Raw genomic sequence first — 26,141 nt, forward strand, 5'->3', positions numbered from 1 at the left:
CGGGCCGGACAGGCCGTGGTCGTGGCCCGCGTCCGCGAGGCGGGCGGCGTGCTCGCGGGACCAGCGGGCGGCGTCGAGGGCGACGTGGTGGAACTCGTGGTCGGAACGGTGTCGCTCGCCCGGCGGGCAACGAGGGTGACGCGTGCCGCGCCGGTCTTGAACAGGGGCTGTCTACTGGTGACACAGAGTCCGCAAGGGTTACACAGCGGTCACGCGGTGGAATCGCGGGAAATCATCTTGTCGTTCGATCGGGGGCACCTGCGGCGAGAGGCTGGCACCGCCCAACTCCCGCTCCCTAGGATGTACTTCCTGTCCAGCCAGTCCGTTGGCGCGGCGCCTTGCAGGGGGGAACGATGCACTCCGAGAAGCAGTTGTCCACCGAGATCGACGCGACCGTGCCGACGGCAGCACGCATGTACGACCACTACCTGGGCGGCAAGGACAACTACGCGGCGGACCGCGCCGCGTGCGAGGAACTCGACAAGGTCGTGCCCAGCACACGCCGCCTCGCCCTCAACAACCGGCGTTTCCTCCAGCGCGTCGTGCGGACCCTGTCCGAGAAGTACGGCATCCGGCAGTACCTGGACCACGGCTCAGGCCTGCCGACGCAGGACAACGTGCACCAGGTCGCCCAGCGCATCGACCCCACGACCCACGTGGTGTACGTCGACAACGACCCGATGGTGCTGGTCCACGGCCGTGCGCTGCTGGAACAGGACGAGCGCACCACCGTGATCCACGCGGACATGCGCGAGACCGACCTGATCTTCGACCACCCCGACACCAAGCGGCTGATCGACCTCTCCGAGCCGGTGTGCGTGCTCTTCAACTCGGTGTTCCACTGCATCCCGGACAGCGACACCGACGGGCCGCTCGCGGTGGCCCGCCGCGTCCGGGAGCGGCTCGCGCCCGGCAGTTTCCTGGTGATGTGCCAGCTGGTCAGCGAGGATGCCGAAGTCCGCGACTTCGTCACGAACTTCATGGACCAGGCGACCCAGGGCCACTGGGGCCGGGTGCGTGAGCCGAAGGACGTCGAGGCGTACTTCGAGGAGCTGGAGATCCTCGAGCCGGGCCTCGTGGAGGTGTCCACGTGGCGTCCGGACACCGAGGTGGCGCCGCGTCAGCTGACCCACGAATGGATCGAGTTCGGCGGCGTGGGACGGATCCCCCTGGAGAAGTAGCGGGACCGAGGCACCCGCGCGTCAGGGGTAGCGCTGCTCCATGGTCTGACGCAGCAGTTCCAAAGAGTCACGGGGCTTGAGCGCCTCGTCCGCGAGCCGGTCCAGCGCGATCCGGTACTCCTCCGTCTCGTCGCGGTCCTCGAGGAAGTTCGCGCTCCTGATGTGCTCCAGGTAGACCACGTCGGGAAGGTCGAGGCCGCCGAAGCGCAGATACGTGACCGGGATGGCCGGCGCCGAGGCGTTCGTGACGCTCAGCGGCACGATCTGCAGGGTCACATTGGGGCACCCGGCCATCTCGACGAGGTGCGCGAGCTGTTCCCGCATCACATCGGTGCTGCCCAGGACGCGCAGCAGCACGGACTCGTCGATGATCGCCCAGAGCTGCGGGGCCTCGGGCCGCGACAGCAACCGGGCCCGCTGTTCGCGGAGTTCGACGCGCCGCCGCACCTCGCCGGCCGGGGCGTTGGGCAGGCCGCGCTCGACCACGGCCCTGGTGTAGGCGGGTGTCTGCAACAGGCCCGGCACATACTGGATCTCGAAGGTACGGATGGTGGCGGCGGCCTCCTGGAGTCCGACCAGCCGGTCGAACCACTCGGGCATCAGCCGCTTGTCGTACCGCTGCCACCAGCCCGGCTCTCCGGCCCGCTGCAGCAGCTTGAGCAGCACCGACACCTCGTAGTCGTCGGTGTTGTACAGCCCCAGCAGCGCACGGACGTCGTTCTCCGTCGGCGGGCGGCGGCCCTTGCCCGACTCGATGCGGGACAGCTTCGCGGGACTGAACCCGACAGCGCGCGCCGCCTGGTCCTGGGCGAGCCCGGCGTCCTCACGGAAGCCGGCCAGCTGCACACCGACCAGCATCTTCAGCAGAGTCGGCGCCGGCTCCGGCCTGTCCAGGTAGGGTTCCAGACGGGAGACGCGAGGCGACGCGGCGGACATCCTGACTCCCAGCAGACCGGACACAAGGGCGATTTAGCCTATCGCACCCGCCCCCTTCAGAGCAGGTGGTCGAACTCGCCGTCCTTGGCACCGGCCAGGAACGCAGCCACCTCCGCCGCCGTGTAGACGAGCGCGGGTCCGTCGGGATCACGGGAGTTGCGCATCGCGATCCCTCCGTCGACGAGGGGGGCGACTTCGACGCAGTTGCCCTCGGCGTTGCTGTGCCGGCTCTTGATCCAGCGGGCGTCCAGCATGCTCGCCCGCACTCCGTTCTGCACTGGTGGCACCGCGGTCTCCTTCTGGCTTGCGTACCCATAACGGCTTGATTTTCACGCAATTTCTCGTGCAATTGCACGCGAGCGCCGTCAGCGTGGATAATAGCCGCGGCGTCAACCCCTGTGCTGGCGCCGCGTCCTGACGTCGCATCGGGGAGATGCCGTGTCATCACCTGCGCAGCACGTGCTCCGGCCGCCGAGTGGCGCCGCGGCATACGCGAGCGCACCCGGCACGAGCCACGGTCTCCCGCCCGGCCCGCACACGCTGACGCCGTACGAGGCGACGCCGTACGGGACCATCCCGATGCCGGTGACGAGGCCGGTCCGGCTCGGACTCCGCCTGGATCCCACCCACCTGCCGGTCACCGTCTCCGACCCCGACGACCGTCCGCCCGTGCACACGCCCGCCGACGGCTCCGCTCCCGAGGAGCACGGCCGAGGCCTGTGCATCGTCGATGCCCTGTCCGAGGAACGGGGCTGGATCCCCTGTCCCCCGGCGGGCAAGACGGTCCGGGCCAGGTCGTCGACCTGTCCACCCATCTGACACGACTGCCGCGGAAAGGCCCCTCGCCATGCGCAGCGCTTCGACGGAACACCCGAGCAGCGAGCGCCCACAGCGCCCCGACATCCCGGCCGGGGTGGCCCGGGCCACCCCGCTCACGGCCATGGACCGCGTGCCGTGGGGCGACATCCAGGACTCCACCGGTTCGGCGGCCGCCATTCCCCTCCTGCTCAACGGCATCGCCTGGGGCGACCCCGACACCGCCCGCTCCGCACTCGACGACCTGCGGAAACGGATCTGCCAGTTCGGCTTCGTCGTGGAGCAGGCCACCGCCGCCACGGTTCCGTTCCTTTGGGAGCTGGCGAAGCTGCCGCAGGTGTCCTGCCGCGCCCAGATCATCCAGCTGCTCAAGAACATCGCCGACGCCCGGCAGTGGGAAAGCACCGCCGCCGTCTATCCCAAGCTGCTGAACCATCGGGAGAACCCGGTGGTGTGGGAGCGTGCGGCGCGCCAGGCGGTGCGTGCCCGGCGCGGCGAGCTGGGCCGGCTGATGGACGACGAGGACACCGAGATCGCCCGGGCCACGAACGAACTCGCGCGCTCCCTGGGAACCTGAGATCCGGGACCCTGGGGCCGCCGAGATTTTGCGGAAGGTTTCCGATCGGGCCAAAGTGAGTGTGCGTGCCCGGCCGGAGACGGCTCCCGGGTGCTCATGGCAGGCGCCGGGAGACGTGACGAAACCGTGAGGGCCCCCTGTCACCATGGGTGATGCCCCTCGCCTGACGGGGCCGGGCAGTGTAGACATGGCACATGGTCCGACTCTTGGGTCGATCCGGGACTCGATCGCCCCTGCGGCCCGGCGCTGCGCCGTCCGCACGGCAGCGGCGGGAGGCGGGTCCGTCGCGGTGGCATCCGATGGCGGGGCTGCGGTCGGTCGTGGGCGGACGCAGCGTCGCCGGACAGGTGTTCCTTCTCGTCGTGGTGATCGTGCTGCTGCTGGTGGTGGCCGCGGTGGTGGCGCTGGTGCTGCAGGTGCGGCACGACACGACTCAGGAGGCCCGTAACCGTTCGCTCGCCGTGGCGGAGACCTTCGCCAACGCGCCGGGCACGGTCGAGGCGCTGGAGAGCCCGGATCCCACCGCTGTGCTCCAGCCGCGTGCCGAGGCCGCCCGCGAGCAGTCGAAGGTCGACTTCGTCGTCGTCATGAACACCGACGGCATCCGCTACACCCATCCCAAGCCGGACCGCATCGGGAAGAAGTTCGTCGGCACGATCGCGCCCGCTCTGGCGGGGAAGTCGGTGACCGAGGAGGTCGAGGGCACGATCGGCCACCTCGTACAGGCCGTGGTGCCGGTGAAGTCCCCGGACGGGCGGGTCGTGGGCCTGGTGTCGGCCGGCATCACGACCGAGAACGTCGGCGGCACCGCCGACCGTCAGCTGCCGCTCGTGCTGGCCGCCGCCGCGGTCGCCCTGGCCCTGGCGACGGCGGGCGCCGCGCTGGTGAGCCGGCGGCTGCTGCGCCAGACCCACGGGCTCGGGCCGCACGAGATGACCCGGATGTACGAACACCACGACGCCGTGCTGCACGCCGTCCGCGAGGGCGTGCTGATCCTCGACGGCTCGGGCACCCTGCTGCTCGCCAACGACGAGGCGCACCGTCTGCTCGGACTGCCCGCCGACGCCGAGGGCCGGCACATCCTCGGCCTGGGGCTCGACCCCGGCACCGCCGACCTGCTGGCCTCCGGGCGCGTCGCCACGGACGAGGTGCACCTCGTCGGGGACCGGCTCCTGGCCGTCAACCAGCGCACGACGGAGAGTGCGGGCGGCCCGCCCGGCAGCGTCGCCACACTGCGCGACTCGACGGAGCTGCGTGCCCTGTCCGGCCGGGCCGAGACCGCGCGGGAACGGCTCAACATGCTGTACGACGCCGGGGTGGGCATCGGGACGAGCCTGGACGTGACCCGTACCGCCGAAGAGCTGACCGAGCTGGCCGTGCCCCGGTTCGCCGACTTCGTCACCGTGGACCTGTTCGACGCGGTGCTGGGCGGCGGGCAGCCGAACGCGGCCGCCGCGCTGAGCCGTACGGCGATGAGCGGGATCCGCAAGGACGCTCCGCTCTACCCCGTCGGCGAGCGGATCAGGTTCGTCGCGTCCTCTCCGCAGGGCCACAGCCTCGACACCGGGCGGGCCGTCCTGGAACCCCGGCTCGGTGAGGCCCCCGGCTGGCAGGCTCAGGACCTCGAGCGCTCCGCGCACATCGTGGAGTACGGCATCCACTCCCTGATCACCGTGCCGCTGCGGGCCGGCACCCTGGTGCTGGGCGTGGTGAGTTTCTGGCGCTTCGAGAAGCCCGAGCCCTTCGACGCGGACGAGCTGGTCCTGGCGGAGGAGCTGGTCGCGCGGGCCGCCGTCTCGATCGACAACGCGCGCCGCTACACCCGCGAGCACAGCATGGCCGTGACGCTCCAGCGGAGCCTGCTCCCCCGGAACCTGCCCGAGCAGGGGGCGCTGGAGATCGCCTACCGCTATCTGCCGGCGCAGGCCGGGGTGGGCGGCGACTGGTTCGACGTACTGCCGCTGTCGGGGGCCCGGGTCGCACTCGTGGTCGGGGACGTCGTCGGTCACGGGCTGTACGCCGCGGCCACGATGGGGCGACTGCGTACCGCCGTGCACAATTTCTCCGCCCTCGACCTCCCCCCGGACGAACTCATCGCCCTGCTGGACGAGTTGGTGGGCCGTATCGACCAGGACGAGACCGAGGAGGACGGCAGCGCCCCGGTCACCGGCGCGACCTGCCTGTACGCCGTCTACGACCCGGTCTCCCGGCGCTGCACCGTCGCGCGGGCCGGGCATCCCCCGCCGGCGCTGGTCCACCCCGACGGCAGTGTCGAGTTCCCGGAGGTGCCCGCCGGTCCCCCGCTCGGGCTCGGCGGTCTGCCGTTCGAGACGGCGGAGCTGGAGCTGGCCGAGGGCAGCCGGCTCGTGCTCTACACCGACGGGCTGGTCGAGGACCGGGAGCGGGACATAGACGTCGGCCTGGAGATGCTGCGCGAGGCACTGGGCCGGGCCGGTCAGTCCCCGGAGGACACCTGCCGGGTCGTGCTGGACTCGCAGCTCACGGCCCGGTCCAGCGACGACATCGCCCTGATCGTCGCGCGCACCCGGGCGCTCGCCGCCGACCAGGTCGCCGAGTGGCCGGTGCCGGCCGACCCGGCGGCCGTGGGCGAGGTGCGGGCCGCGGTCACCCGGCAGCTGACCGAGTGGGGGCTGGACGAGTTGTCGTTCACCACCGAGCTCATCCTGAGCGAGCTGGTCACCAACGCGCTCCGGTACGGCGACGGTCCCATCCATGTACGGGTGCTGCGCGACCGCAACCTGATCTGCGAGGTCTTCGACAGCAGCAGCACCTCGCCGCATCTGCGGTACGCGACGATGACGGACGAGGGCGGGCGGGGCCTGTTCCTCGTCGCCCAGCTCGCGGAACGCTGGGGGACGCGTTATCTGCCCGCCGGAAAGGTGATCTGGGCGGAGCAACCGCTGCCATAAGCAGCCATGGGGGGTGCTCATAAAATTGCCTTATGAGCTCATAGACCGGACCCGCGTACCGACTTAGGCTTGCCTTAGTTTAGGCTTCCCGACGAGATCGCTTGTCGCCGCTCGAAGGGAACCTGACCATGCCCCGCCCCCTGCGGGTAGCCATCGTCGGATCCGGCCCCGCCGGGATCTACGCCGCCGACGCCCTGCTCAAGTCCGAGGTGGCCGCCGACCCCGGTGTGTCCATCGACATCTTCGAGCGCATGCCGGCGCCGTTCGGACTGATCCGCTACGGCGTGGCGCCCGATCACCCGCGGATCAAAGGCATCATCACGGCCCTGCACCAGGTCCTCGACAAACCGCAGATCCGGCTCTTCGGCAACGTGGACTACCCCTCCGACATCAGCCTGGACGACCTGCGCGCGTTCTACGACGGTGTGATCTTCGCCACCGGCGCGACGGCCGACCGGGCGCTGCCCCTGCCCGGCATCGAGCTCGACGGCTCGTACGGCGCCGCGGACTTCGTGTCCTGGTACGACGGCCACCCCGACGTGCCGCGCACCTGGCCGCTGGAGGCGGAGAAGGTCGCCGTGCTCGGCGTCGGCAACGTCGCCCTCGACATCGCGCGCGTCCTGGCCAAGACGGCTGACGAGCTGCTGCCGACGGAGATCCCGGCCAACGTCTACGAGGGTCTGAAGGCCAACCGGGCCAAGGAGATCCACGTGTTCGGCCGCCGGGGCCCGGCGCAGGCGAAGTTCAGCCCGATGGAGCTGCGGGAGCTGGACCACTCCCCCAACATCGAGGTCATCGTCGACCCCGAGGACATCGACTACGACGAGGGCTCGATCGCCACCCGGCGCGGCAACAAGCAGGCCGACATGGTCGCCAAGACCCTGGAGAACTGGGCGATCCGCGACGCCGGCGACCGGCCGCACAAACTCTTCCTGCACTTCTTCGAGTCGCCGGTCGAGGTCCTCGGCGAGGACGGCAAGGTCGTCGGCCTGCGCACCGAGCGCACGGAGCTGGACGGCACGGGCAACGTCAAGGGCACCGGCACCTTCAACACCTGGGACATCGGCGCGGTCTACCGTGCCGTGGGCTACCTGTCCGACAAACTCCCCAAGCTGCCCTGGGACATCGACTCCGGCACCGTCCCCGACGAGGGCGGCCGGGTCATGCAGGAGTCCGGCGAGCACCTCCAGTCCGCATACGTCACCGGTTGGATCCGGCGCGGCCCCGTGGGCCTCATCGGACACACCAAGGGCGACGCCAACGAGACGGTGTCCAACCTGCTGGACGACTACGCGAACGGCCGGCTGCAGACGCCCGCCACTCCCGCTCCCGAGGCCGTGGACGCGTTCCTCGCCGAGCGGAACGTCCGCTTCACCACCTGGGAGGGCTGGTACAAGCTGGACGCCGCGGAGAAGGCGCTGGGCGAGCCGGAAGGCCGCGAGCGCGTGAAGCTCGTCGAGCGCGAGGACATGCTGCGGGCGAGCGGCGCCTGACGCCCGTCCTGTAGGCCTGTGGGGCGGGTCCGGTGGCAATGTCACCGGACCCGCCCTTATGCGTGCTTGAAGCGTGTACGATCCGGATGCTTCACCGAATCATCACGCGGCCTTCACAAGAAGGTCTTGCAAGGGGGGACGAACGTCCATGCACATACGCCTTGTCGCCACCACGGCTGCCGTCGCCGGAGCCCTGACCGCCCTGACGGCGGTTCCGGCCCAGGCCGCCGAGTACGACTCCGCACTGAAGATCCGCGGTATCCAGTACGACGCTCCGGGACGCGACTCGAACCGCTGCTCGACGGGAAACACCGACGAGGAGTACCTGACGATCGAGAACTACTCGCGGTCGACGACCGTGAATCTCAAGGGGTACGTCGTCAAGGACGCCGCGGGCAACAAGTTCACCTTCACCGCCAGTCACACGCTTCAGCCCGGTGACTACGTGAAGCTGCGCGGCGGCAACGGGTCCGACTCCGACACGAAGAACGTCGTCTACCGCGACAACTGCAACTTCATGTGGAACAACGACAAGGACACGATCTACGTGTACAAGCCGTCCGGCAGCCGCGCCGACGTGCACTCGTACACCAAGAGCGGCTACGACAAGGACGGCAACGGGTACATCACGTACCACGGCTGAGATGGCATGAACGTGAGGCCTGTTGCCGTTCCGGCAACAGGCCTCACGTCCTTCCCGCCGGGCGCAGCATGATCGGAGGGTCCGAGCATCCAGGGAGGATTCATGCCGCAGACGTCCGCCATCGGCCCGGCCCACCGTCTGGTGCCTTCACCGGCCGGTCGCACACACCTCGTGGAGCAGGGAGACGGACCTCTGGTTCTGCTGCTGCACGGGTTCCCCGAGTCCTGGTACACGTGGCGCCATCAGCTGCCGGCGCTGGCCGCCGCCGGCTATCGCGCGGTGGCCGTCGACGTCCGCGGCTACGGGCGCTCGTCCCGGCCCGCGACGGTGGAGTCGTACCGGATGCGGGAGCTGGTGGAGGACAACGTCGCCGTGGTGCGGGCACTGGGCGAGCGGTCCGCAGTGGTCATCGGACACGACTGGGGTGCGGGCATCGCCGCGACGTCCGCGCTGCTCCGGCCCGAGGTGTTCCGCGCCGTGGGACTCCTGAGCGTGCCCTACACCCCGCCCGGCGGCCCGAGGCCCGGCGAGATCTTCGCCCGGATGGGCGGCGACGAGGAGTTCTACGTCTCCTACTTCCAGGAAGCCGGCCGGGCCGAGGCCGAGATCGAGCCGGACGTACGCGGCTGGCTCGCCGGCTTCTACGCCGCCCTGTCCGCCGACACGATGCCCGGACCCGGCGCCCCCGACCCGCACTTCGTCGGCCGCGGCGGAAGGCTGCGCGACCGCTTCCCCGTCGGCCGGCTTCCGCACTGGCTGGACGAGGCCGACCTCGACGTGTACGCCGGGGAGTTCGAACGTACGGGGATGACCGGCGCCCTGAACCGCTACCGGAACATGGACCGGGACTGGGAGGACCTGGCCGGCCTCGCCGGCGCTCCGGTCACTCAGCCGTCCCTGTTCATCGGCGGCGGGCTGGACGCGTCCACGACCTGGCTGGCCGACGCGATCGAGGCGTACCCGACGACTCTGCCCGGCCTGACGGCTTCTCACATCCTGGACGGCTGCGGTCACTTCCTTCAGCAGGAACGGCCGGACGAGACCAATCGGCTCCTGATCGAGTGGCTCGCCGGTCTTCGCTGACCTAGAGGACCAGGCCCGGCAGCCAGCGCTCGAGGTAGGCGCGCAGACCGGTCAGGTCGTTGCCGCGCGCCACGTATCCCACATAGCCGTCCGGGCGTACGAGGGCGTGGGCGACGTCCGGCCAAGGGCTGTCCGAGCCGAGGTGGTGCACGCTGAGCAGGTCGTGGCGTCCGCGCTCCCGCACATCCGGTGGCCAGAGGTGGGCAGGGCCGGTGAGCAGGAGGTGATAGCCCCGCGCGGCGGTGCGCTCGTGGAGTCCGGGCGGGACATCGGGGAGCCGGTCTCCCGCCCGCGGGCCCTGTCGCGGTCGGTGCGGTCCGCTGGTGGAGACAGGTCCGCGGCGGTAGTGGATGCCGAGTTCGGAGACCGTGCGGAAGAGTCGTGCGCGGGGGCGGGTCGTGCGCAGCAACAGCGGGGCCAGGCGCGGGGCGAGCTGGGTGCGGGCGAACCGGAGGACCGGGCTGCCGCTCGTGCCGACGGTGAACGCGCGGTCGGTGAGCCGGCGCACGCCGTGGCCGACCGGGGCCCGCTCCGCCTCGTACGTCTCCAGCAGTTCCTCGGGCGCCGCGCCCCGGCAGACGTGAGCGAGCTTCCAGCCCAGGTTGAGCGCGTCCTGGATGCCGGTGTTCATGCCCTGTCCCCCGGCCGGGCTGTGGATGTGCGCCGCGTCCCCGGCGAGGAAGAACGGGCCGTTGCGGTAGCGGGTGGCGCCGCGGTTGTGGATGCGGAAGGCGGTCATCCAGACCGGATCGCGCAGGATCAGCCGTTGGTGGTTGTGCCCGGTGTGGTCGGTGCCGACGGTGGTCCAGTCGTCGGCGAGCCGCTGGAGGAGGTCCAGTGTCACCTCGCCCCCGCGGGAACCCGGCGGGCGCATCGCGATCATCCGCCAGGTGGCCGGCGTGCCGAGCGGGAAGAAGAACAGCATCCCGGCCGCGGTCAGGTACGTGTGCGCGGCACCCGGCTCCAGCCCTTCGACCTCGAGGTCGGCGAGGAAGAACGTCTGCGGATAGGCGTGCCCCTCGAAGGCGATGCCCGCCTGGGTGCGCACGGTGCTGTGGGCCCCGTCGCAGCCGACGACGTAGCGGGCCCGCACGGTCTCCTGGCTGCCGTCCGGGCACCGGAGTCGGCAGCTGACGTACCCGCCCTCCCGCTCGGTGCTCACCAGTTCCGTGCCTCGTTCGACGGTCACGTCCCGGGCGGCCAGCCGGGCCGTCAGGACGGCTTCGGTCTCCGACTGCGGGAGGAAGAGCAGGTAGGGGTACGGAGTGTCCTCGCAGCCGACGTCGAACACCGGCACCCGCAGCTCCCGTCGGGGCAGATGCAGGTGGAGCCGGACCGCCGTACTGCCCCGGTCGACCAAGTCGTCCGTCACCCCGAATCCGGCCAGCATTTCCAGGGTCCGGGGCTGGAGGGCCGGCGCGCGTGACTCCCGGGCACGGTCCAGTGAGCGGTCCACGAGCCGGAACGGGATGTCGTACGCGCGCAGTTGTGTCGCGAGCGCGAGTCCGGTCGGGCCCGCGCCCACCACCAGCACGTCCAGGGGTGCCGTCATGACCTCAACGGTAGTCGCGGCCGACCACGGGCCGGGGCCCTCCGACCCGTGTTGCGTCCGGAGGGCTCCCGTGGTGCCGGTTCAGGGTGGTGCTGGCTCAGACCTCCAGGTCGGCTTCGATACGGCGGAGCTGGTGGCGGGCCATCGCCAGGTTGGCCCGGCTCCCGTCGAGCACGAGGTAGAGGAACAGCCCGCTGCCTCCGCGCCCCTTGATCAGGCGGATGAGGTGGTACTGGGTGTTGAGGGTGATCAGGATGTCCTCGATGTCCTCCTTCAGTCCCAGGTGCTCCATGGTGCGCAGCTTGGCTCGTACGACGTCGGTGTTGCCGGCTGCGGCGATTTCCAGGTTGAAGTCCTTGGTACCGCCGAGGGTGCCGAGGGCCATGCCGCTGGTGTAGTCGACGAGGGCTGCGGCCGTGGCTCCCTCGATGGAGCTCAGACATTCCTTCAGCGCGGTCTCGGTGTTGGCCATGCGCTCGGTTCCTTTCGTTCCGTCTTGCTTCGGTGGGTCGTCGTGAGATTCAGCTGGTTCGGGTGGTTCGAACGGCTCAGATGCCGGTGTGCGGGCGTGGCTGGTGGGTGGGCCGCTGCGGTGTGCGGACCGGGAGGGTGCCAATGGGGCGGGCCGTGGCCGGGGGCGCTGCGGCGAGGTGTTCGGCGGGCGGGGGCCGGTCGGCGTGGCGGCCGGTGCCCGGCCCGACGCGCGTGGCCACCAGGTCCGCGATCCGGGCGCCGCTGCGTCGGCCTTCCAGGTGGAGGCGGCCGACGTTGACGCGGTCCTCGGCGAGGAGGGTGAGGACGGCGGTGGTTCCGGCCGCGTAGGTCGCGACGTAGCCACGGGAGCCGCGCACCAGCAGTTCGCGGAAGTCGCCGCGGCCGGCGGCGTCGGTCAGGCGGTATGCGACGCCCAGGGCGGCGGCGGTGAGCGCCGCGAGTCCCTCAGGCTCGGCCTCCGGCACGTCGTGGGCGAGGACGAGTCCGTCGACGGTGGCCGCGAGGGAGCCCGTAAGCCGGGGTATGCGGGTGCGGAGCCGACGCAGTTCGTCCAGGACGTCGGTCTCGACGGCCATGAGCATTCTCCTTTCGGCACGCTGTCTTCGCGCGCGGATCACAGTGCCTCCAAGGCGTGCAGAAGCCGTCGCAGCAGTGCGGTGTCGGGCTCGTCCTGTACCACGGAACGAGGGGCGGGGCCCGGCTCGGCGGACGCGGGGGCTGGGGCTTGGGCTGGGCTTGGAGCGGGGACGGGGGCCGTGGCTACGGGGACGACCATGCCGGCGGCGGCCAGGCGGCGGAGTTCGACGAGGGTGTGGAAGGTGCGGAAGGCGAGGGCCGTGGCTATCTGGACCGCGGTGCGGACGCCGTCGACCTGGGCGAGGGTGCGGCTGCGGCGGGCCGGCAGGTCCGAGGGATCCGCGTCGGGCACCCGGGCGAGCGGGGCGCGGTCGACACAGGGTTCGGGCCATATGCGGTGCAGCAGTTCGCGGCGGCGGCTCGACTCGCGCAGGACGGCGTCCACCGGTACGGAGCGGACCGCGCCGAGCCAGTGCGCGACTCCGGGGCGGAAGCGGAGTGCCGGTCCGTCGTGGGCGAGGACGAAGTACGCCGCGTCGAACAGGGCGCCCAGGTGACACAGTTCCAGCGCGCCGGCGGCGAGGTGGCCGCTGTCGACCAGTTGCCGGCCGACCCCGCAGCGGCGGCCGGCCTGGTCGATCGCGGCCCACCAGCCGTCCGGGGCGAGCGCACCGCTGTGGGTGAGCAGGTCGCCGAGGTCGGGTGTGACGGCGGATTCGACATGGACGACGTGTCCCGAGGCCAGGTAGACGATGCCCGACTCGGTGGACAGGGCGCCGCTCGCGCCCTGCGCGGCAAGGGTGCCGAGCAGGGCCGAGGCCGGTTGGTCCGTGCGTGAGGCGCGGGTCGGCGTGGTCATCCGAGCACCAGTCTGTCCGCCATCTCGGCCAGCCGGATGCGGGCCAGGGCCAGGTTGCCGTCACTGCGGTCGAGCCATAAGTGCACGAACACGGTGCTGTCGAACGTCGTGCTGACGAACCTGAGCAGGTGGTACGAGTCGGCGTTCGTGATGATCAAGTCCTGTACGGGTGGTTCTTTGTCGGACACCTCTCCCTCGTCGCCGGCCGGTGCGAGGAGGCCGCTCTCCGTGGCGAGCCGGGCGAGTTCGGCCGTCTCGGCCGCCGTCGCCTCCAGATCGCCGCCCGGTGCGTCACCCACCGCGCCCAGGGCGAGACCGCTGATCCAGTCGACCACCGATGCCCCTCGCGCGCCGGGCAACCTCATGGCCTCCAGCAGACTCTCGTCAATTCCGGGCACGCCGAATCCCCTCCCCTGCACGGCCGTTCCCGCGAACGTGAGCACGACACTACGGTGTGTGCTCGGTGCAGGTGAACGCTTTGGCATTTTCCAAAGGAATGTGCAGTGGAGTGGGCAAGGGGGCGCACGGGATCGATCCGAAGCGAGCAGGAGGCGCCCCGCCGCGCTCCGAGGCCCTCAATCGGTGTTTTGACCTGGGCTTCAGCGAGTCGGACTCATGTCGACGGGGCGCTTGAGCAGCCTCGTCGCTCGCCCAACCGCCCTGGTTGACCGCATCACTCGTCGTTCACCCAGCGCATGAGGCGTTGCAGTGGGTAGAAGCCGTCGTGGGAGAGGCCCGGCGGCATGCCGCCCGCTCTGCCGAGGGAGACCACGCGCTGGACTCCGGCGCAGGCGAGGGCGTCGCGCAGTTCGGCCTTGCGGGAGTCGGGGTACACGCCGACCGTCTGGGTGGCGACGCCGGCGTGTGCGACGGCGTCGGACAGATCGGCGACCGGGACGACGTCCACGATCTTTCCGTCGGGGTGGAAGTCCACCGGTTCGGGAGAGCGGATGACCAGGCCCCGGCCGTCGTAGCCGCCCCACACCCGGTACTCGGGCGCCAGGGAACGCAGCACGTCGATCTCCTCGCGGAGTTCCGTAGTGACCCGCGGACCGGCCGCCGAGCTGAACTCCCTTGACACGCCCAGGCGTTCGCACAGCAGAGCCGCGTAGCGGTCGGCGTCGTCCCGGGTGCCCTCGACGAACTGGAAGCGGCTGGCCACGCAGGCCTGCTGGTTGAAGAACGTGGCATCGGCTGCGCCCGCGTCGGCGGCCCGGGCCAGGGCCTCCGGCGAGGCGAAGGCCTCACGACCGATCACCGAGATGGAGGTCTTCGGGTCGAAGGAGACGAGCTCGAATCCCGGACCGACGTATCTCAGCGCCCCGCGGATGGTGGCCTCGCCGCCCCAGGCGACCAGCTTGTCGAAGAACTGCGGGCGGAAGAGGACGCCCTCCACAGATTCGTCGCCGCCGCGCCAGTACACCGCCGAGAACGAGCGGACCACCGGGTGGCCGGGGGCCACCGCGGCCATGGTGCGCAGGATCGCGGTCGTGGTGAACAGGTCGTTCGAGGGCAGCTTCAGCAGATTGACGCCCTTGGTGAGGGCGCCGCGCACGACGGACATCGCCGCGACGCCGGGTGCGTTGCCGGCGATGATGTGCACCAGCCTGGGCGGGAACGCGCGGATGGCCGCGGTCCGGTTCTCGGGCAGCCGCACCTCGCGCCAGCCGTCGAGCACGTCGGCACCGCCGAGTTCATGGTCGATCTGGGCGTACAGGCCGGGGCGCTGGAAGCTGCGCCAGAGTGCGGCGTAGGCGCGTTCGAGCACCTCCGCGGGCAGTGGGCTGACCCGGACCATCCGGTCCAGGGCCTCGGCGAGCAGGCCCTCGCGGTCGGCCTGGAGTGCCTCGCCGGTCTCCACCAGCAGGTCGACGATCTCCGCCACGGGCACATCGAAGGCGGGGCCGGGTTCGGTGCGGGGCCAGACGAGGCGGTCCAGGTCAAGGGCCGGTGCGGTGAAGGAGGCACCCGCGCGGCCGTGGGTGGTGTGCGGGCCCGCGTCGACCTCGCCGCGGATCACATGGGCGACGGCCACCGGGCCGGGTGCCGTGGTCGTGGGCGTCATTCGTGGATCATCCCCCGCACATAAGAGTCGAGCGTCGCGGCGCAGGTGATCTTGTCGTCGCCGCCGAGGTCGCCGTACCGCCGGATGTCGGGCAGGACGGTCGGTCCCGCTCTGCCGCAGTCACAGGGGGAGAAGTTCACGAGGACCCGGTCGCCGCTGATCAGCCCGCCCCAGCGGCCTTCCAGGGACACGTCCAGGAAGGCGAACCGGCCTTCCACGACGCCGTGTTCGGTGTTCAGCAGGGTCACGCCGGGCTCGTCCAGCACCAGCGGGAGCACCCACGGCGGCACATGGTAGTCGCCCTTCTCGCAGGCGAGGCAGGAGCCCTGAAGCTCTGTCATGCCATAGCTGCGGACCCGCCGTACCCCGTCGTAGAAGGCGGCGAACTGTGCCTGATAGTCGTCGGGCAGCACACGGCCCTTGTTTCCGCCGCCGCTGAGCACCAGGGTGTCCGGGTGGAGGCCGCCGTCCGGGACGCCGCGTGCGCGCAGGGCCTGGATCAGGGCGAACTGCTGGTTGTTCATCCCGGCGATCAGCAGCGGCTCGTCGCGGTGGGCCGCGATGTCGTCGACGATCCGGTCCACGGCCGCGCCCAGCTCCCGCTCGCGTGCCCCGGAGGCGGTTTCGAAGGAGCTGATCTCCTGCGGGGTCGCGGTGCCCTCCGCCATCCGTCGGCGCAGCAGCGCGCTGCTCATCAGCTCGGACACCCGCATCGGGTCCTCGGTGAGCAGCCGGGTCTCGCCGGGCCGGGCGAAGACCTCCGCGTGCCACCGGAAGCCGTCGATGGAGCGCATCGGGCCGCTCGCGGGTGCGAGCAGATAGGCGCGCCGGGTGGGCTTCGGCGGGAGCGGGTCGGGCCAGCAGGTGAGCTGTTCCAGGATGTCGTGCAGGAAACCCAGGTCGCTCGTGCCGCAGTTGAGGAAGGACACCTTCCCGGAGGTGCCGCTGGTGATGTACGGGCGGTGACCTGCGGCGGTGATGCGCTCGGTCCACTCGTCGATGTCGCGGACGCCGTCCATGTCGACATCGTCCGGTTCGACCGCCGAGACGGTGGTGTACCAGCGCAGGAGCCTGTCCCAGCGGCCGGCGTCGATGAGGGAGACCGGGTACGACTTGTAGCTGGTGTGCGAGAAGAGCAGCGGTACGAGGTCGTCGAGACCGGTGATCTCACGTACGCCGGTCTCCTCCGCCCTGGTGCGCAGCAGCGGGATGCGCTCGCGGTGGGCCGTGAACGCCTCCCGCGCGGCCTCCAGCTGCAACTCACGCAGTTCCGTGGCGGGCTGGTCGAAGGTGCCGGAGAAGACGAGGGATCGGAGCTGCTCACGTGCGCCGGGCACGGCGTTCACCTCAATCGGTTGCATAAGTTGTCTCTTGGGCGAGGTAGGACGACTCGATCGTGTCCAGGTGTCCTCGCAGTTCCTCCGGAGTGCCGGTGAGGGTGACGCGGCCGCGGTGCAGGACGTACACGCGGTCGGCGATGTCCAGCACCTTGCGGACGTGCTGTTCGACCAGCAGCGCCCCGAGGCCCCGGTCCGCCGCCTCGCGTACCGCGCGCAGGAGGCGGTCGACGACGAGCGGCGCGAGGCCGAGCGACAGCTCGTCCGCGAGGAGCAGCTTGGGGGCGCGGCACAGCGCGCGGGCCAGCGAGAGCATCTGCTGCTCGCCGCCCGACAGCATTCCGGCACCGGTCGTGAGGCGTTTTTCGAGCTCGGGGAAGAGTTCGAGTGCCTGCCGCGCCGCCACCCGGCCGACCCGCAGGTTGTCCGCGGTGTCGAGGCCGGTGAAGACCGCTCGTTCACCGACGTACGCCAGGCCTTGGCGGGCGCGGCGGTGCAGCGGTGCGCGTCCGGGCTCGCCCCGCCAGCGCACCTCGCCGTCGATCGGGGCCAGGGCGCCCGAGAGCGCCCTGAGTGTGGTGGTCTTGCCCGCGCCGTTGGGTCCGAGGAGGGCGACGACCTCGCCGGGGCGGACCTCGATGGCGAGGTCCCGTACGACGGGCCGGCCACCGTATCCGGCGGACAGGGCGCGGGTTTCGATCAGGGGTGGTCCGGTGTCGTGCACGGACGTTCTCCTTCGGTCAGCCGGCCGACTTCGCCGTCAGCACCTTGCGGACGTCCACGAAGGTCGCCCCCTCCTTCGCCCACTCGATCTTCCCGTCGCGGATGGTGAGTTCGGTGGCCGTCGTGTTGTGGATGCGGTTCATCCCCTCGATCGGCAGGGCCGTCGACTTGTTCCAGGTCAGGGGCGGGGTCAGTCCGCCGGTGTCGATGCCCGAGGTGGTGTTCAGCTCCTCGACCAGGGCCTTGGCCGTGATCGTCGGCAGCTTCTGGGCAGCCGCGGTGAAGACCTTGAAGGCCACCCAGGTCGTCCCGTTGGCGCCGTTGCTGGTGTCGATCTCCTTGTCGCCCTCGGCGGCCTCGACGAAGTTCTTCCAGGCGGCGTCGGAGGTCGGCGGGTAGTAGCCGGTGATCGAAGCTCCCTCCAGCGGGCTGCCACCGCCGCCGGTGGTCTCGGCCAGTTCCGGGGTGAGGTTGCCGACGACGCTGCCGAGTTCGGTCTTCGAGCCGGACTGCACGTACGCCTTGACGAAAAGGTCGGAGTGCGTGCCCAGGATGACACTCACGCAGTCGCTGCCCTTGGTCGCGGCGGCGACCTGCGGGGCGAGATCGGTGGCGGTGACCGGCACCTTGAGGTCCTTGGGCGCAGCCCCTCCGGCGGCGGTCACGCCGAGTGCGAGGAACTTCGAGACGATCGCGGCGGCGGCGACGTCGTACCGTACGCCGGAGATCTTCTTGCAGCCCTGCTCCACCAGTTGCTGCCCGTGTGCCGCGAACACCGTCGGGGTGCCGCCGTTGACGGGGAAGGACAGCGGGTTGGAGAACTCCGCTGCCGAAACGCCGGTCCCTCCGATGTACGGGATGCCGGCCTTCTGCAGGACGGGCATGTAGCGGTCACCGGCGAGGCTGTACGAGCCCACCACCGCGACCACCTTCTCGGCGACCGCCTGCTGGGCGCACTTCTCTGCCTCGTCGGGGTCGTTCTTCTCGTTGCAGGTGAGCACCTCCAGCGGGCCGCCCTTGATGCCGCCGTTGGCGTTGATCCACTTCTCGTAGGCCTGGGCTGTGTGCCGGACTCCGGGCTGGGCGCTGCCCTGGGTGTCCTCCGGTGCCCAGACCATCACCTTGACGGGCGTGCCCTTCAGGGAGGAGGTCTCCTTCGAGGTGCCGGCGGCCTCTCCCCCGCAGCCCGCGGCAAGCAGGGCTCCGGTCACCGCGAGACAGCTCGCTGCGGCAGTTCTGCGTCGGCGTGAGTCGTTCATGGTCCCTCCGCGGGGCTCGTCATCGAGTTGGCGAACAGCATGGGGTGCGTTTTTGGGTTAGTGAAGTACTCTCGGCACAATTATTTAAATAAATGCGCTGTCTGGCCCTGCCCCCTCGGAGGTTCCTCGATGGACGACATCCTGCGGTTCGCGCTGCTCGGCCTGGGGCTCGGCGCCCTCTACGCGCTCACCGCGCACGGCATCGTGCTGGTCTACCGGGGCTCCGGCGTCCTGAACTTCGCGCACGGCGCGATCGGGATGGCCGGCGCCTATGTGCAGTGGGAGCTCGCCGCCCACCACGGCGTCCCGTACTGGCCCGCCACCGCGTGCGGCGTGCTCGCCTCCGCGGTACTGGGCGTCCTCACCCATCTGCTGGTGCTGCGCCCGCTGCGCCGGGCGTCCACGCTGGCCCGGCTGGTCGGCACCCTGGCGGTGTTCATCGTGCTCACCGCGATCGCCGTCAAGCGCTACGGCGACAGCCTGCAGTTGGTACCGGGCCAGCTGCCCACCCGGCTGCTGACGATCGCCGGGGCGACGATCTCCGAGGACCGCGTCTGGCTGCTCGGCATCGCGGTCGTCGTGACCGCGCTCCTCCATCTCCTCTACAAGCGCACCCTGTTCGGCCTGGGCACCACGGCGGTCGCGGAGAACGAGGGCGCCGCAGCCGCGCTCGGCTGGTCCCCGGATCTGATCGCCACCGGCAACTGGGCGCTGGGCTCGGCCCTGGCCGGGCTGACGGGCATCCTGATCGTGCCGGTGATCGGACTGTCGGTGACCGGGCTGACCACCCTCCTGCTGAGCGCGCTGGCCGCCGCCCTGGTCGGCAGGTTCTCGTCGTTCCCCGTCACGCTGGCGGGCGGTCTGGTCATCGGGATCGTGCAGTCCGAACTGACCCGCTTCGGCTCCCACGTCACCGGACTCGCCTCGTCGGTGCCCTTCCTCTTCATCGCCCTGGTGCTGGTCGCCCGCGGCCGGGCGCTGCCGCTGCGCGGCACGTTCCTGGACCGGCTGCCGGCCCTGGGCACCGGCAGGGTCCGCCCCGTGCCGCTGGCTCTCGCCGTCGCCGTCGGACTGCTGCTGGTGGGCGTGTCGACGCCGTTGTGGGCCGACGCCATCACCACCACCCTGGTGCTGTCGCTGATCATCCTCTCGATCGTCGTGGTCACCGGTTACGCGGGGCAGGTCTCCCTCGCGGCGTACGCCCTCGCCGGGACGGGCGCCTTCATCGCGGGGCACGCGGCGGCCGACTGGGGATGGCCCTTCGAACTCGCCCTGCTGGCGGGTGTGTTGGGAACGATCCCGATCGGTCTGCTGTTCGCACTCCCGGCGGTCCGTACCCGTGGCGTCAACCTCGCGATCATCACGCTCGGGCTCGGCACCACACTCGAGGCGATGATCTTCCAGAACACCGATCTGTCGACGAGCCCGGGCAGCGACGGCATCGCGGTGGGCCGTCAGACGCTCTTCGGGATCAGCGTCTCCGGGGTGGATCACCCCCAGCGGTACGCCGCCGTGGTGCTCGTACTGTTCGTCGCCGCCGCCCTCGTGGTCGCCAACGTACGACGCAGCCGCACCGGCCGCCGGCTCATCGCCGTACGGGCGAACGAACGGGCCGCCGCCGCACTCGGCATCGACGTCCGCGCGGCCAAGCTCTACGCATTCGGCCTCTCGGCGGCCATCGCCGCGCTCGCCGGAGTGCTCACCGGCTTCCGTTCGACCTCGGTGGTCTTCGCCGATTTCGCCTCGTTCGACTCCATCACCGCGCTCGGACTCGCGGTCATCGGCGGTGTCGGCTTCCTCGTCGGCCCGCTGTTCGCCGCGACCTTCGCCGCCGGCACGGTGGGCGCCCGCTTCGGGGACCTGGTGCTCCCCGGGCTGAGCGCATGGATGCCGCTGATCGGCGGGATCATCCTGGTGCTGACCCTCGTGGGCAACCAGGACGGCATCGGCAGGAACATCGGACGGCAGGCGGAGGGCATCCGCCGCAGGCTGTCGCCGCGGCGCGGAGCCGTCACGGTCGCGGCCGCCATGACGGACGAGGCAGCCGTCCCCCGCGCCGCACCGCTCCCCCTCCAGGTCCGAGGCCTGACCGTGCGCTACGGCGGTGTCGTCGCCGTCGACGGACTCTCGCTCGACGTCGAGCCGGGCCGGGTCGTGGGTCTCATCGGCCCCAACGGCGCCGGCAAGACCTCCGCGATCGACGCCGTCACCGGCTTCACCCGGGCCGCGTCGGGCGGTGTCCGGCTCGGCGACCGGGAGGTCACCCGGCTGCCGGTGCACCGGCGGGCCGCGGCGGGGCTGAGCCGGTCCTTCCAGTCGCTGGAGCTGTTCGAGGACATGACCGTGCTGGACAACCTGTACGCGGCCTGCGACCGACCCGGCCGCTGGACGTACCTCACGGACCTGGTACGGCCAGGCACCCGCCCGCTGCCCTCCCATGTCCTCGTCGCCGTACGGGAGTTCGGGCTCCAGGACAGTCTGGACCGGCCGGTGGGCGATCTGTCGTACGGGGAGCGGCGGTTGCTGGCCATCGCCCGCGCGGTGGCGGCCTCGCCGTCCGTGCTGCTCCTGGACGAACCGGCCGCGGGGCTGTCCGACGACGAGACCCGGGAGCTGGCCCGTCTGGTGCGGCGGCTCGCCGAGGACTGGGGCATGGGGGTGCTGCTCGTCGAGCACGACGTCGACATGGTGATGGGCGTCTGCGACCAGGTGGTGGTGCTGGACTTCGGACGTCTGATCTGCGCCGGCACGCCGGAGGAGGTGCGCCGCGATCCGGCTGTCCGGGCGGCCTATCTGGGCGACCTGGAGCCGGAGACGCTGTCCTGAAACAGCTCGGAGGCGCTTCCCTGTACGGAAAGCGCCTCCGAAGCCCGCCGGGCAGCCCCCGAGTCCGCCCGGCAGACGTTCAGGCGTCCCGCAGATCCGCGACATACGGCTGGTGGGACAACAGCCCGCCGTCCACGCGCAGGGTGTGCCCGGTGATGAAGGCCGACTCGTCGGAGGCGAGAAAGACGACCGCCGAGGCGACGTCCTCGGGCCGGCCGAGGCGTGGCGTGAGGTGATGGCGCAGCATCGCCTCCCGGATCGCGCCGTGCGCCGAGCCGGAGCTCGCAGGAGTGACGATGAAGCCGGGCGCGATGGCGTTGCAGCGCACGCCCTGCTTGCCGTACTGGGTGGCGACGTACTGCGTGAGGTTGATGAGGGCGGCCTTGGACGCGCCGTACGCGGGGTTGCGCAGGTCGCCGGCGAGGCCGGACCCGGACGAGGTGTTGATGATCGAGCCGCCGCCCCGGGCGATCAGGTGCGGGACGGCGGTCTGGACGGCGACCATGGTGCCGCGGAGGTTGATCCGCATCGTGTCGTCCCAGACCGCCGGGTCGGCCTCCACCACGGCGAGGTCCAGGCGGGCGGCCAGGTGGGTGGCCGCAGCGTTGTTGTGCAGGACGTCGAGGCCGCCGTAGGTCTCGACCGCTGTGGTGACCATGGCCCGGACGCTGTCTGCGTCCCCCAGGTCGACGGTGACCGCCATTGCGGAGCCCCCGGCGGCACGGATCTCGTCCGTGACCGTCCCGGCGCCGTCGGGGTTCAGGTCGGCGACGACCGTATGCGCGCCCTCCGCCGCCACGCGTCGTGCGGTGGCGGCGCCGATGCCGGAGGCCGCTCCGGTCACGACGACGATCTTGTCCTGGAGTCGTCCCATGGCCGAACCGCCTTTACTGGTCGGTGAGTTCGCTGCCGACGACGGAGACGAAGGAGACGCATTCGCCGGGCCCGCCACCGAGGTTGTGGGTGAGGGCGAGCGAACGCCCCTCGGCCAGGGACTTCACCGTCCGCTCCGGCGGGGTCTCCCCCCGCAGTTGCAGCCACGCCTCGAACATCATGCGCAGGCCCGAGGCGCCGATGGGGTGGCCGAAGGCCTTCAGTCCGCCGTCCGGGTTCACCGGCAGCGAGCCGTCCAGGTCGAACGCTCCGCTGCTCACGTCCTTCCACGCCTGTCCGCGCTCGGCGAAACCCAGGTCCTCCATCAGCACCAGTTCGGTGGGGGTGAAGCAGTCGTGCACCTCGGCGAGGGCCAGTTCGGTGCGCGGGTCGGTGATGCCCGCCTGCCGGTATGCCTCCTGCGCGGAGGCGACGACCTCGGGAAAGGTGGTGAAGTCGTACTCCGGGTCGAGGAGCCCGTCCGCCGGACCGGCGACGAAGGACAGCGCCTTCACGAAGACCGGCTTGTCCGTGTACTTGTAGGCGTCCTCGGCGCGGACGACGATCGCGGCCGCCGAGCCGTCCGAGACTCCGGAGCAGTCGAAGACCCCGAGCATGCCCGCGATGATCGGCGCCGAGCGGATGCGCTCCAGCGGGACCTCCTTGCGGAACTGGGCGCGGGGGTTGCGGGCTCCGTTGACGTGGTTCTTCCAGGCGACACGGGTGATGACGTCCTTCATCTCCTCGTCGGAGAGCCCGTACTTGGCCGCGTAGGCGGGCGCGAGCAGGGAGAAGTTGGCCGGGGCGGTGATCTCGCCGCGGCTGTCGTCGCCCGCGCCCGGGATCGCCGTGCCGGACAGCCCGGACATGCCGGAGTCCTTGAGCTTCTCCACGCCGACGGCCATCGCCACGTCGTACGCTCCGGAGGCGACGGCGTAACAGGCGTTGCGCAGCGCCTCGGAGCCGGTGGCGCACATGTTCTCGACGCGGGTGACGGGCTTGTGGGGCAGGCGGAGCGCCCGGCTCAGGGTCAGCCCGGACACGCCGGAGGCCTGGGTGCCGAACCAGAACGCGTCGATGTCGTCGAGGGTGACGCCGGCCGAGGTCACCGCGTCGCCCACGGCCTCCACCAGCAGATCGTCGGCCGATCGGGTCCAGTGCTCGCCGAAGGGCGTGCATCCCATGCCGACGATCGCGACCCGGTCCCGGATTCCGTGCGAGCTCATACGGCCGTCTCCCCACCCTCGGCGTTCTCGCCCAGCCGCACGGGCCGGGCCTTCCAGAAGTAGTTGTGGACGCCGGCGGCCGTGACGGTCCGGCGGAACGTCATCTCCACCCGGGCGCCGATGACGGCGTCGGCCTCGGTCGCGTCGGTCAGCTGGCAGCGGAACCGGCCGCCGCCGTCGTAGTCGACGACCACGACGAGCATCGGCGGGCTCGGTGTGTGGGCCAGCCGGTCGACGGTGAACGTGGCGACCGTGCCGCGCACCTGCTGCATCGGCTCGTCGGTCATGGCGTCGACACTCCGGCAGGAGGCGCACACCCGGTCGGGCGGCAGCTGCCGGGTGCCGCACTTCCCGCAGCGGGCGGCGACGAAGCCGTACTTCCAGGCGGTGCGGCGGTGCGCGGGCGGCGCGTAGGGCGGCTCGGGGTCCGGCCGGCGGGGCGGTTCACGGTCGAGCAGGCCACGCCAGGAGAGGTAGGTGGCGTACGGCATCGGGGCACTGCCCGCGGCGATCTGGGCGGCGACCGGGCGGGCGGCGCGGTGGGCGGGGAGGGCGTCGGTGGTGCGCAGCAGGAGGACTCCGGCGCCGTCGCCGAGCACGACGAGCGCGATGATCTCGCCGGGCCCGGCCCGGTCGAGGACATCGGCGAGGAGCAGGCCTGGCTGGGCGGTGCCGGCGTTGCCGATCGTCGCGGTGAGGTCCGGGGCCGGCGTCTCGGGGCGTGTGCCCGCCGCGCGCCGGACCGCCGTGCACGCGCGCGCGTGCAGCCCGGAGACGACGAGGTGGTCGATCGCCCCGCGGTCCAGCCCCGCCTGGTCGAGGGCGGCGCTCAGCGCCCTGTCCGCGAGGGAGACGTAGATGCCCTCGGCGAAGCGCTCCTCCCAGACCCGGGAGGCCGGGGCGCCCGGCAGCCGCCAGCGTTCCAGGATCTCGTCGCTGACCGTGTCGTGGGCGAGCAGTTCGGCGATGACGGGCGCGCCGTTGCGGTGGCCGCCGAAGACGAAGGCCGCCGCGCCGTCCCCGCCCGCGATCTCGTCGCTGCCGCCGGGCAGCCCGGTGCGCAGGTCCGACAGCACGGCCAGGGTCGGCACCGCGGAGCGGGCGGCGGTGACCAGGGCGCCGAGGCCGGAACGTACGGCACCGGCCATGTCGACGGCGAGCACGTGCTCGCCGAGACCGAGCGCGGCGTGGACCGCGGTCGCGTTCGTCTTGTCGAGGTAGGCGGGTGCGGCCGTCGCGAGGAAGAGCTGGCCGACGCGGGCGCGCAGTCCGTCGCGGGTCAGGGCGCCGCGGGCCGCCTCGACGGCCATGGACGTGGTGTCCTCGTCGTAGCCCGCGACCGCGCGGGTGCCGCGTCCCGCCGGGGTGCCCAGCGTGGCCGCGACATCGGCGCGGGCGAGACGGTGGTACGGCACATGGGCGCCGTATGCGATCAGTCCGGCCATCAGCGTCCTCCATTGGCGTCGATTGCGTGCGTCGGCCGTTCGAAGACCGCGGCCAGGCCCTGTCCGCCGCCGAGGCACATGGTCTCCAGGCCGTAGCGAGCCTGACGGCGGTCCAGTTCGCGCAGCAGGGTGGCGAGGATGCGGCCGCCGGTGGCGCCGACGGGATGGCCCAGCGAGATGCCGGAGCCGTTGACGTTGAACCGCTCGAAGTCCGCCTCGGTCAGGTCCCATTCGCGGGTGCAGGCGAGCACCTGGGCGGCGAAGGCCTCGTTGAGCTCGATCAGGTCGATGTCGGCGAGCTTCAGCCCCGCGCGCTCCAGGGCCCTGGCCGTGGCGGGCACCGGGCCGATGCCCATCGTCTCGGGGGGCACCCCGACCACGGCCCAGGAGGCCAGGCGGCCCAGCGGGCGCAGTCCGAGTTCGGCGGCGCGCTCGGGGTGGGTGACGATGCAGAGCGAGGCGCCGTCGTTCTGCCCGCTGGCGTTGCCGGCCGTGACGGTGGCCTCCGGGTCCTGGCGGCCGAGGACAGGCCGTAGCTTCGCCAGTCCCTCCAACGAGGAGTTTGGGCGCGGGTGTTCGTCCGTGTCGACGACCGTCTCGCTCTTCCGGGTGCGCACGGTGACGGGCACGATCTCGTCGGCGAAGCGGCCTTCCCGCTGTGCCGCGACCGCCTTCTCGTGGGACCGCAGCGCCAGTCGGTCCTGCTCCTCGCGGGGGATGGCGTACTCGCGTCGCAGGTTCTCGGCGGTCTCCAGCATTCCCCCGGGGACCGGATGGTTGGCACCGCCTGACGTCACACGCCCACGGGCCAGCCGGTCGTGCAGCATGGTTCCGGCGCCGCGCACGCCCCAGCGTGCGTCGGTGGTGTAGAACTCGGCCTGGCTCATGGACTCGACGCCACCGGCCAGTACGAGATCACTCGCGCCGGTCTGCACCTGCATCGCGGCGGTGATGATCGCCTGGAGTCCGGAGCCGCAGCGACGGTCGATCTGGAGTCCGGGTACCTCGACGGGCAGTCCGGCGTCCAGGGCTGCGACGCGGCCGATGGCCGGGGCCTCGCCGTTGGGGTAGCACTGCCCGAGGATCACGTCGTCGACCGCCGTGGGCGGGACCCCGGTGCGGTCCAGGACAGCGCGGACGACGGTGGCCGCGAGCTGAGCCGCCGTGACGTCCCTGAAGACTCCCCCGTAACCCCCGACCGGGGTCCGTATCGGTTCGCAGATCACCGCGTCACGCATCCGTCATG

At 71.2% G+C, this 26,141-nt stretch carries 23 protein-coding genes; 8 read left to right on the forward strand and 15 right to left on the reverse strand.

The features are described 5' to 3' along the window. Positions 1 to 353 precede the first annotated feature (353 nt). Positions 354 to 1,181, forward strand: coding sequence for an SAM-dependent methyltransferase (locus ACFT32_RS00535; RefSeq protein ID WP_382484098.1), 828 nt, complete (start codon positions 354 to 356; stop codon positions 1,179 to 1,181). Between the two features lie 21 nt (positions 1,182 to 1,202). Here the strand turns inward: ACFT32_RS00535 and ACFT32_RS00540 are convergent, their stop codons facing one another. After that, positions 1,203 to 2,117, reverse strand: coding sequence for a helix-turn-helix domain-containing protein (locus ACFT32_RS00540; protein WP_382484100.1), 915 nt, complete (start codon positions 2,115 to 2,117; stop codon positions 1,203 to 1,205). 56 nt (positions 2,118 to 2,173) lie between these two features. Continuing rightward, positions 2,174 to 2,404, reverse strand: a complete 231-nt coding sequence (locus ACFT32_RS00545; RefSeq protein ID WP_382484102.1) for a DUF397 domain-containing protein — start codon at positions 2,402 to 2,404, stop codon at positions 2,174 to 2,176. A 151-nt stretch (positions 2,405 to 2,555) separates the two neighbouring features. Here ACFT32_RS00545 and ACFT32_RS00550 point away from each other — a divergent pair, with 151 nt between their 5' ends. From ACFT32_RS00550 to ACFT32_RS00575, 6 genes are all read left to right on the forward strand, one after another. Then, the gene (locus ACFT32_RS00550) at positions 2,556 to 2,936 is read left to right on the forward strand and encodes an ATP-binding protein (protein WP_382484104.1); all 381 of its coding nucleotides are present in this window, start codon (positions 2,556 to 2,558) and stop codon (positions 2,934 to 2,936) included. A gap of 28 nt (positions 2,937 to 2,964) precedes the next feature. Further along, the gene (locus ACFT32_RS00555; protein ID WP_382484106.1) at positions 2,965 to 3,510 is read left to right on the forward strand and encodes a hypothetical protein; all 546 of its coding nucleotides are present in this window, start codon (positions 2,965 to 2,967) and stop codon (positions 3,508 to 3,510) included. A 299-nt stretch (positions 3,511 to 3,809) separates the two neighbouring features. Further along, complete coding sequence (locus ACFT32_RS00560; RefSeq protein WP_382484109.1) at positions 3,810 to 6,440, forward strand: SpoIIE family protein phosphatase; 2,631 nt, start codon at positions 3,810 to 3,812, stop codon at positions 6,438 to 6,440. 128 nt (positions 6,441 to 6,568) lie between these two features. Further along, complete coding sequence (locus ACFT32_RS00565) at positions 6,569 to 7,933, forward strand: FAD-dependent oxidoreductase (RefSeq protein WP_382484111.1); 1,365 nt, start codon at positions 6,569 to 6,571, stop codon at positions 7,931 to 7,933. A gap of 148 nt (positions 7,934 to 8,081) precedes the next feature. Continuing rightward, positions 8,082 to 8,576, forward strand: coding sequence for a lamin tail domain-containing protein (locus ACFT32_RS00570; protein ID WP_382484114.1), 495 nt, complete (start codon positions 8,082 to 8,084; stop codon positions 8,574 to 8,576). Between the two features lie 102 nt (positions 8,577 to 8,678). Next, positions 8,679 to 9,659: an alpha/beta fold hydrolase gene (locus tag ACFT32_RS00575; protein ID WP_382484115.1), complete on the forward strand. Its 981-nt coding sequence runs from the start codon at positions 8,679 to 8,681 to the stop codon at positions 9,657 to 9,659. Between the two features lies 1 nt (position 9,660). Here ACFT32_RS00575 and ACFT32_RS00580 read toward each other — a convergent pair whose 3' ends face one another. The 9 genes from ACFT32_RS00580 to ACFT32_RS00620 form a co-directional block, all read right to left on the reverse strand. Beyond that, the gene (locus ACFT32_RS00580) at positions 9,661 to 11,211 is read right to left on the reverse strand and encodes an FAD-dependent monooxygenase (RefSeq protein ID WP_382484117.1); all 1,551 of its coding nucleotides are present in this window, start codon (positions 11,209 to 11,211) and stop codon (positions 9,661 to 9,663) included. A gap of 97 nt (positions 11,212 to 11,308) precedes the next feature. After that, positions 11,309 to 11,683 carry a hypothetical protein gene (locus tag ACFT32_RS00585; RefSeq protein WP_382484119.1) on the reverse strand — a complete coding sequence of 125 codons (375 nt, stop codon included), beginning with the start codon at positions 11,681 to 11,683 and terminating at the stop codon, positions 11,309 to 11,311. 76 nt (positions 11,684 to 11,759) lie between these two features. Further along, positions 11,760 to 12,281: a roadblock/LC7 domain-containing protein gene (locus tag ACFT32_RS00590; protein ID WP_382484121.1), complete on the reverse strand. Its 522-nt coding sequence runs from the start codon at positions 12,279 to 12,281 to the stop codon at positions 11,760 to 11,762. A 38-nt stretch (positions 12,282 to 12,319) separates the two neighbouring features. After that, positions 12,320 to 13,141: a hypothetical protein gene (locus tag ACFT32_RS00595; protein ID WP_382484122.1), complete on the reverse strand. Its 822-nt coding sequence runs from the start codon at positions 13,139 to 13,141 to the stop codon at positions 12,320 to 12,322. Further along, positions 13,138 to 13,539, reverse strand: coding sequence for a hypothetical protein (locus ACFT32_RS00600; RefSeq protein WP_382484124.1), 402 nt, complete (start codon positions 13,537 to 13,539; stop codon positions 13,138 to 13,140). Before ACFT32_RS00600 ends, ACFT32_RS00595 begins: the two co-directional genes overlap by 4 nt. A 275-nt stretch (positions 13,540 to 13,814) precedes the next feature. After that, entirely contained in the window at positions 13,815 to 15,206 is a 1,392-nt protein-coding gene (locus ACFT32_RS00605) for an acyl-CoA reductase (protein ID WP_382484127.1), read from the reverse strand. Further along, complete coding sequence (locus tag ACFT32_RS00610; protein WP_382484129.1) at positions 15,203 to 16,543, reverse strand: hypothetical protein; 1,341 nt, start codon at positions 16,541 to 16,543, stop codon at positions 15,203 to 15,205. Before ACFT32_RS00610 ends, ACFT32_RS00605 begins: the two co-directional genes overlap by 4 nt. A gap of 10 nt (positions 16,544 to 16,553) precedes the next feature. After that, positions 16,554 to 17,267: an ABC transporter ATP-binding protein gene (locus ACFT32_RS00615; RefSeq protein WP_382484132.1), complete on the reverse strand. Its 714-nt coding sequence runs from the start codon at positions 17,265 to 17,267 to the stop codon at positions 16,554 to 16,556. A gap of 16 nt (positions 17,268 to 17,283) precedes the next feature. Next, positions 17,284 to 18,525: an ABC transporter substrate-binding protein gene (locus tag ACFT32_RS00620; RefSeq protein ID WP_382484134.1), complete on the reverse strand. Its 1,242-nt coding sequence runs from the start codon at positions 18,523 to 18,525 to the stop codon at positions 17,284 to 17,286. A 129-nt stretch (positions 18,526 to 18,654) separates the two neighbouring features. Here ACFT32_RS00620 and ACFT32_RS00625 point away from each other — a divergent pair, with 129 nt between their 5' ends. Next, on the forward strand, positions 18,655 to 21,351 hold the full coding sequence (locus ACFT32_RS00625; RefSeq protein ID WP_382484137.1) for an ATP-binding cassette domain-containing protein: 2,697 nt from the start codon (positions 18,655 to 18,657) through the stop codon (positions 21,349 to 21,351). A 79-nt stretch (positions 21,352 to 21,430) separates the two neighbouring features. Here the strand turns inward: ACFT32_RS00625 and ACFT32_RS00630 are convergent, their stop codons facing one another. The 4 genes from ACFT32_RS00630 to ACFT32_RS00645 are packed head-to-tail and all read right to left on the reverse strand — an operon-like array spanning position 21,431 to position 26,133. Further along, positions 21,431 to 22,225 (reverse strand): SDR family NAD(P)-dependent oxidoreductase, encoded by a 795-nt coding sequence (locus ACFT32_RS00630; protein ID WP_382484139.1) that lies wholly within the window; start codon positions 22,223 to 22,225, stop codon positions 21,431 to 21,433. 13 nt (positions 22,226 to 22,238) lie between these two features. After that, a complete protein-coding gene (locus ACFT32_RS00635) occupies positions 22,239 to 23,450 on the reverse strand; it encodes an acetyl-CoA acetyltransferase (protein WP_382484142.1) in 1,212 nt (403 codons plus the stop codon). Beyond that, positions 23,447 to 24,895, reverse strand: a complete 1,449-nt coding sequence (locus tag ACFT32_RS00640; protein ID WP_382484143.1) for an OB-fold domain-containing protein — start codon at positions 24,893 to 24,895, stop codon at positions 23,447 to 23,449. Before ACFT32_RS00640 ends, ACFT32_RS00635 begins: the two co-directional genes overlap by 4 nt. Next, a complete protein-coding gene (locus ACFT32_RS00645) occupies positions 24,895 to 26,133 on the reverse strand; it encodes an acetyl-CoA C-acetyltransferase (protein ID WP_382484146.1) in 1,239 nt (412 codons plus the stop codon). The genes ACFT32_RS00640 and ACFT32_RS00645 overlap by 1 nt, the downstream gene beginning before the upstream one ends. Positions 26,134 to 26,141 lie beyond the last annotated feature (8 nt).

It is taken from the genome of Streptomyces sp. NPDC057002, from assembly GCF_042673825.1.
Taxonomy (GTDB): Bacteria; Actinomycetota; Actinomycetes; order Streptomycetales; family Streptomycetaceae; genus Streptomyces.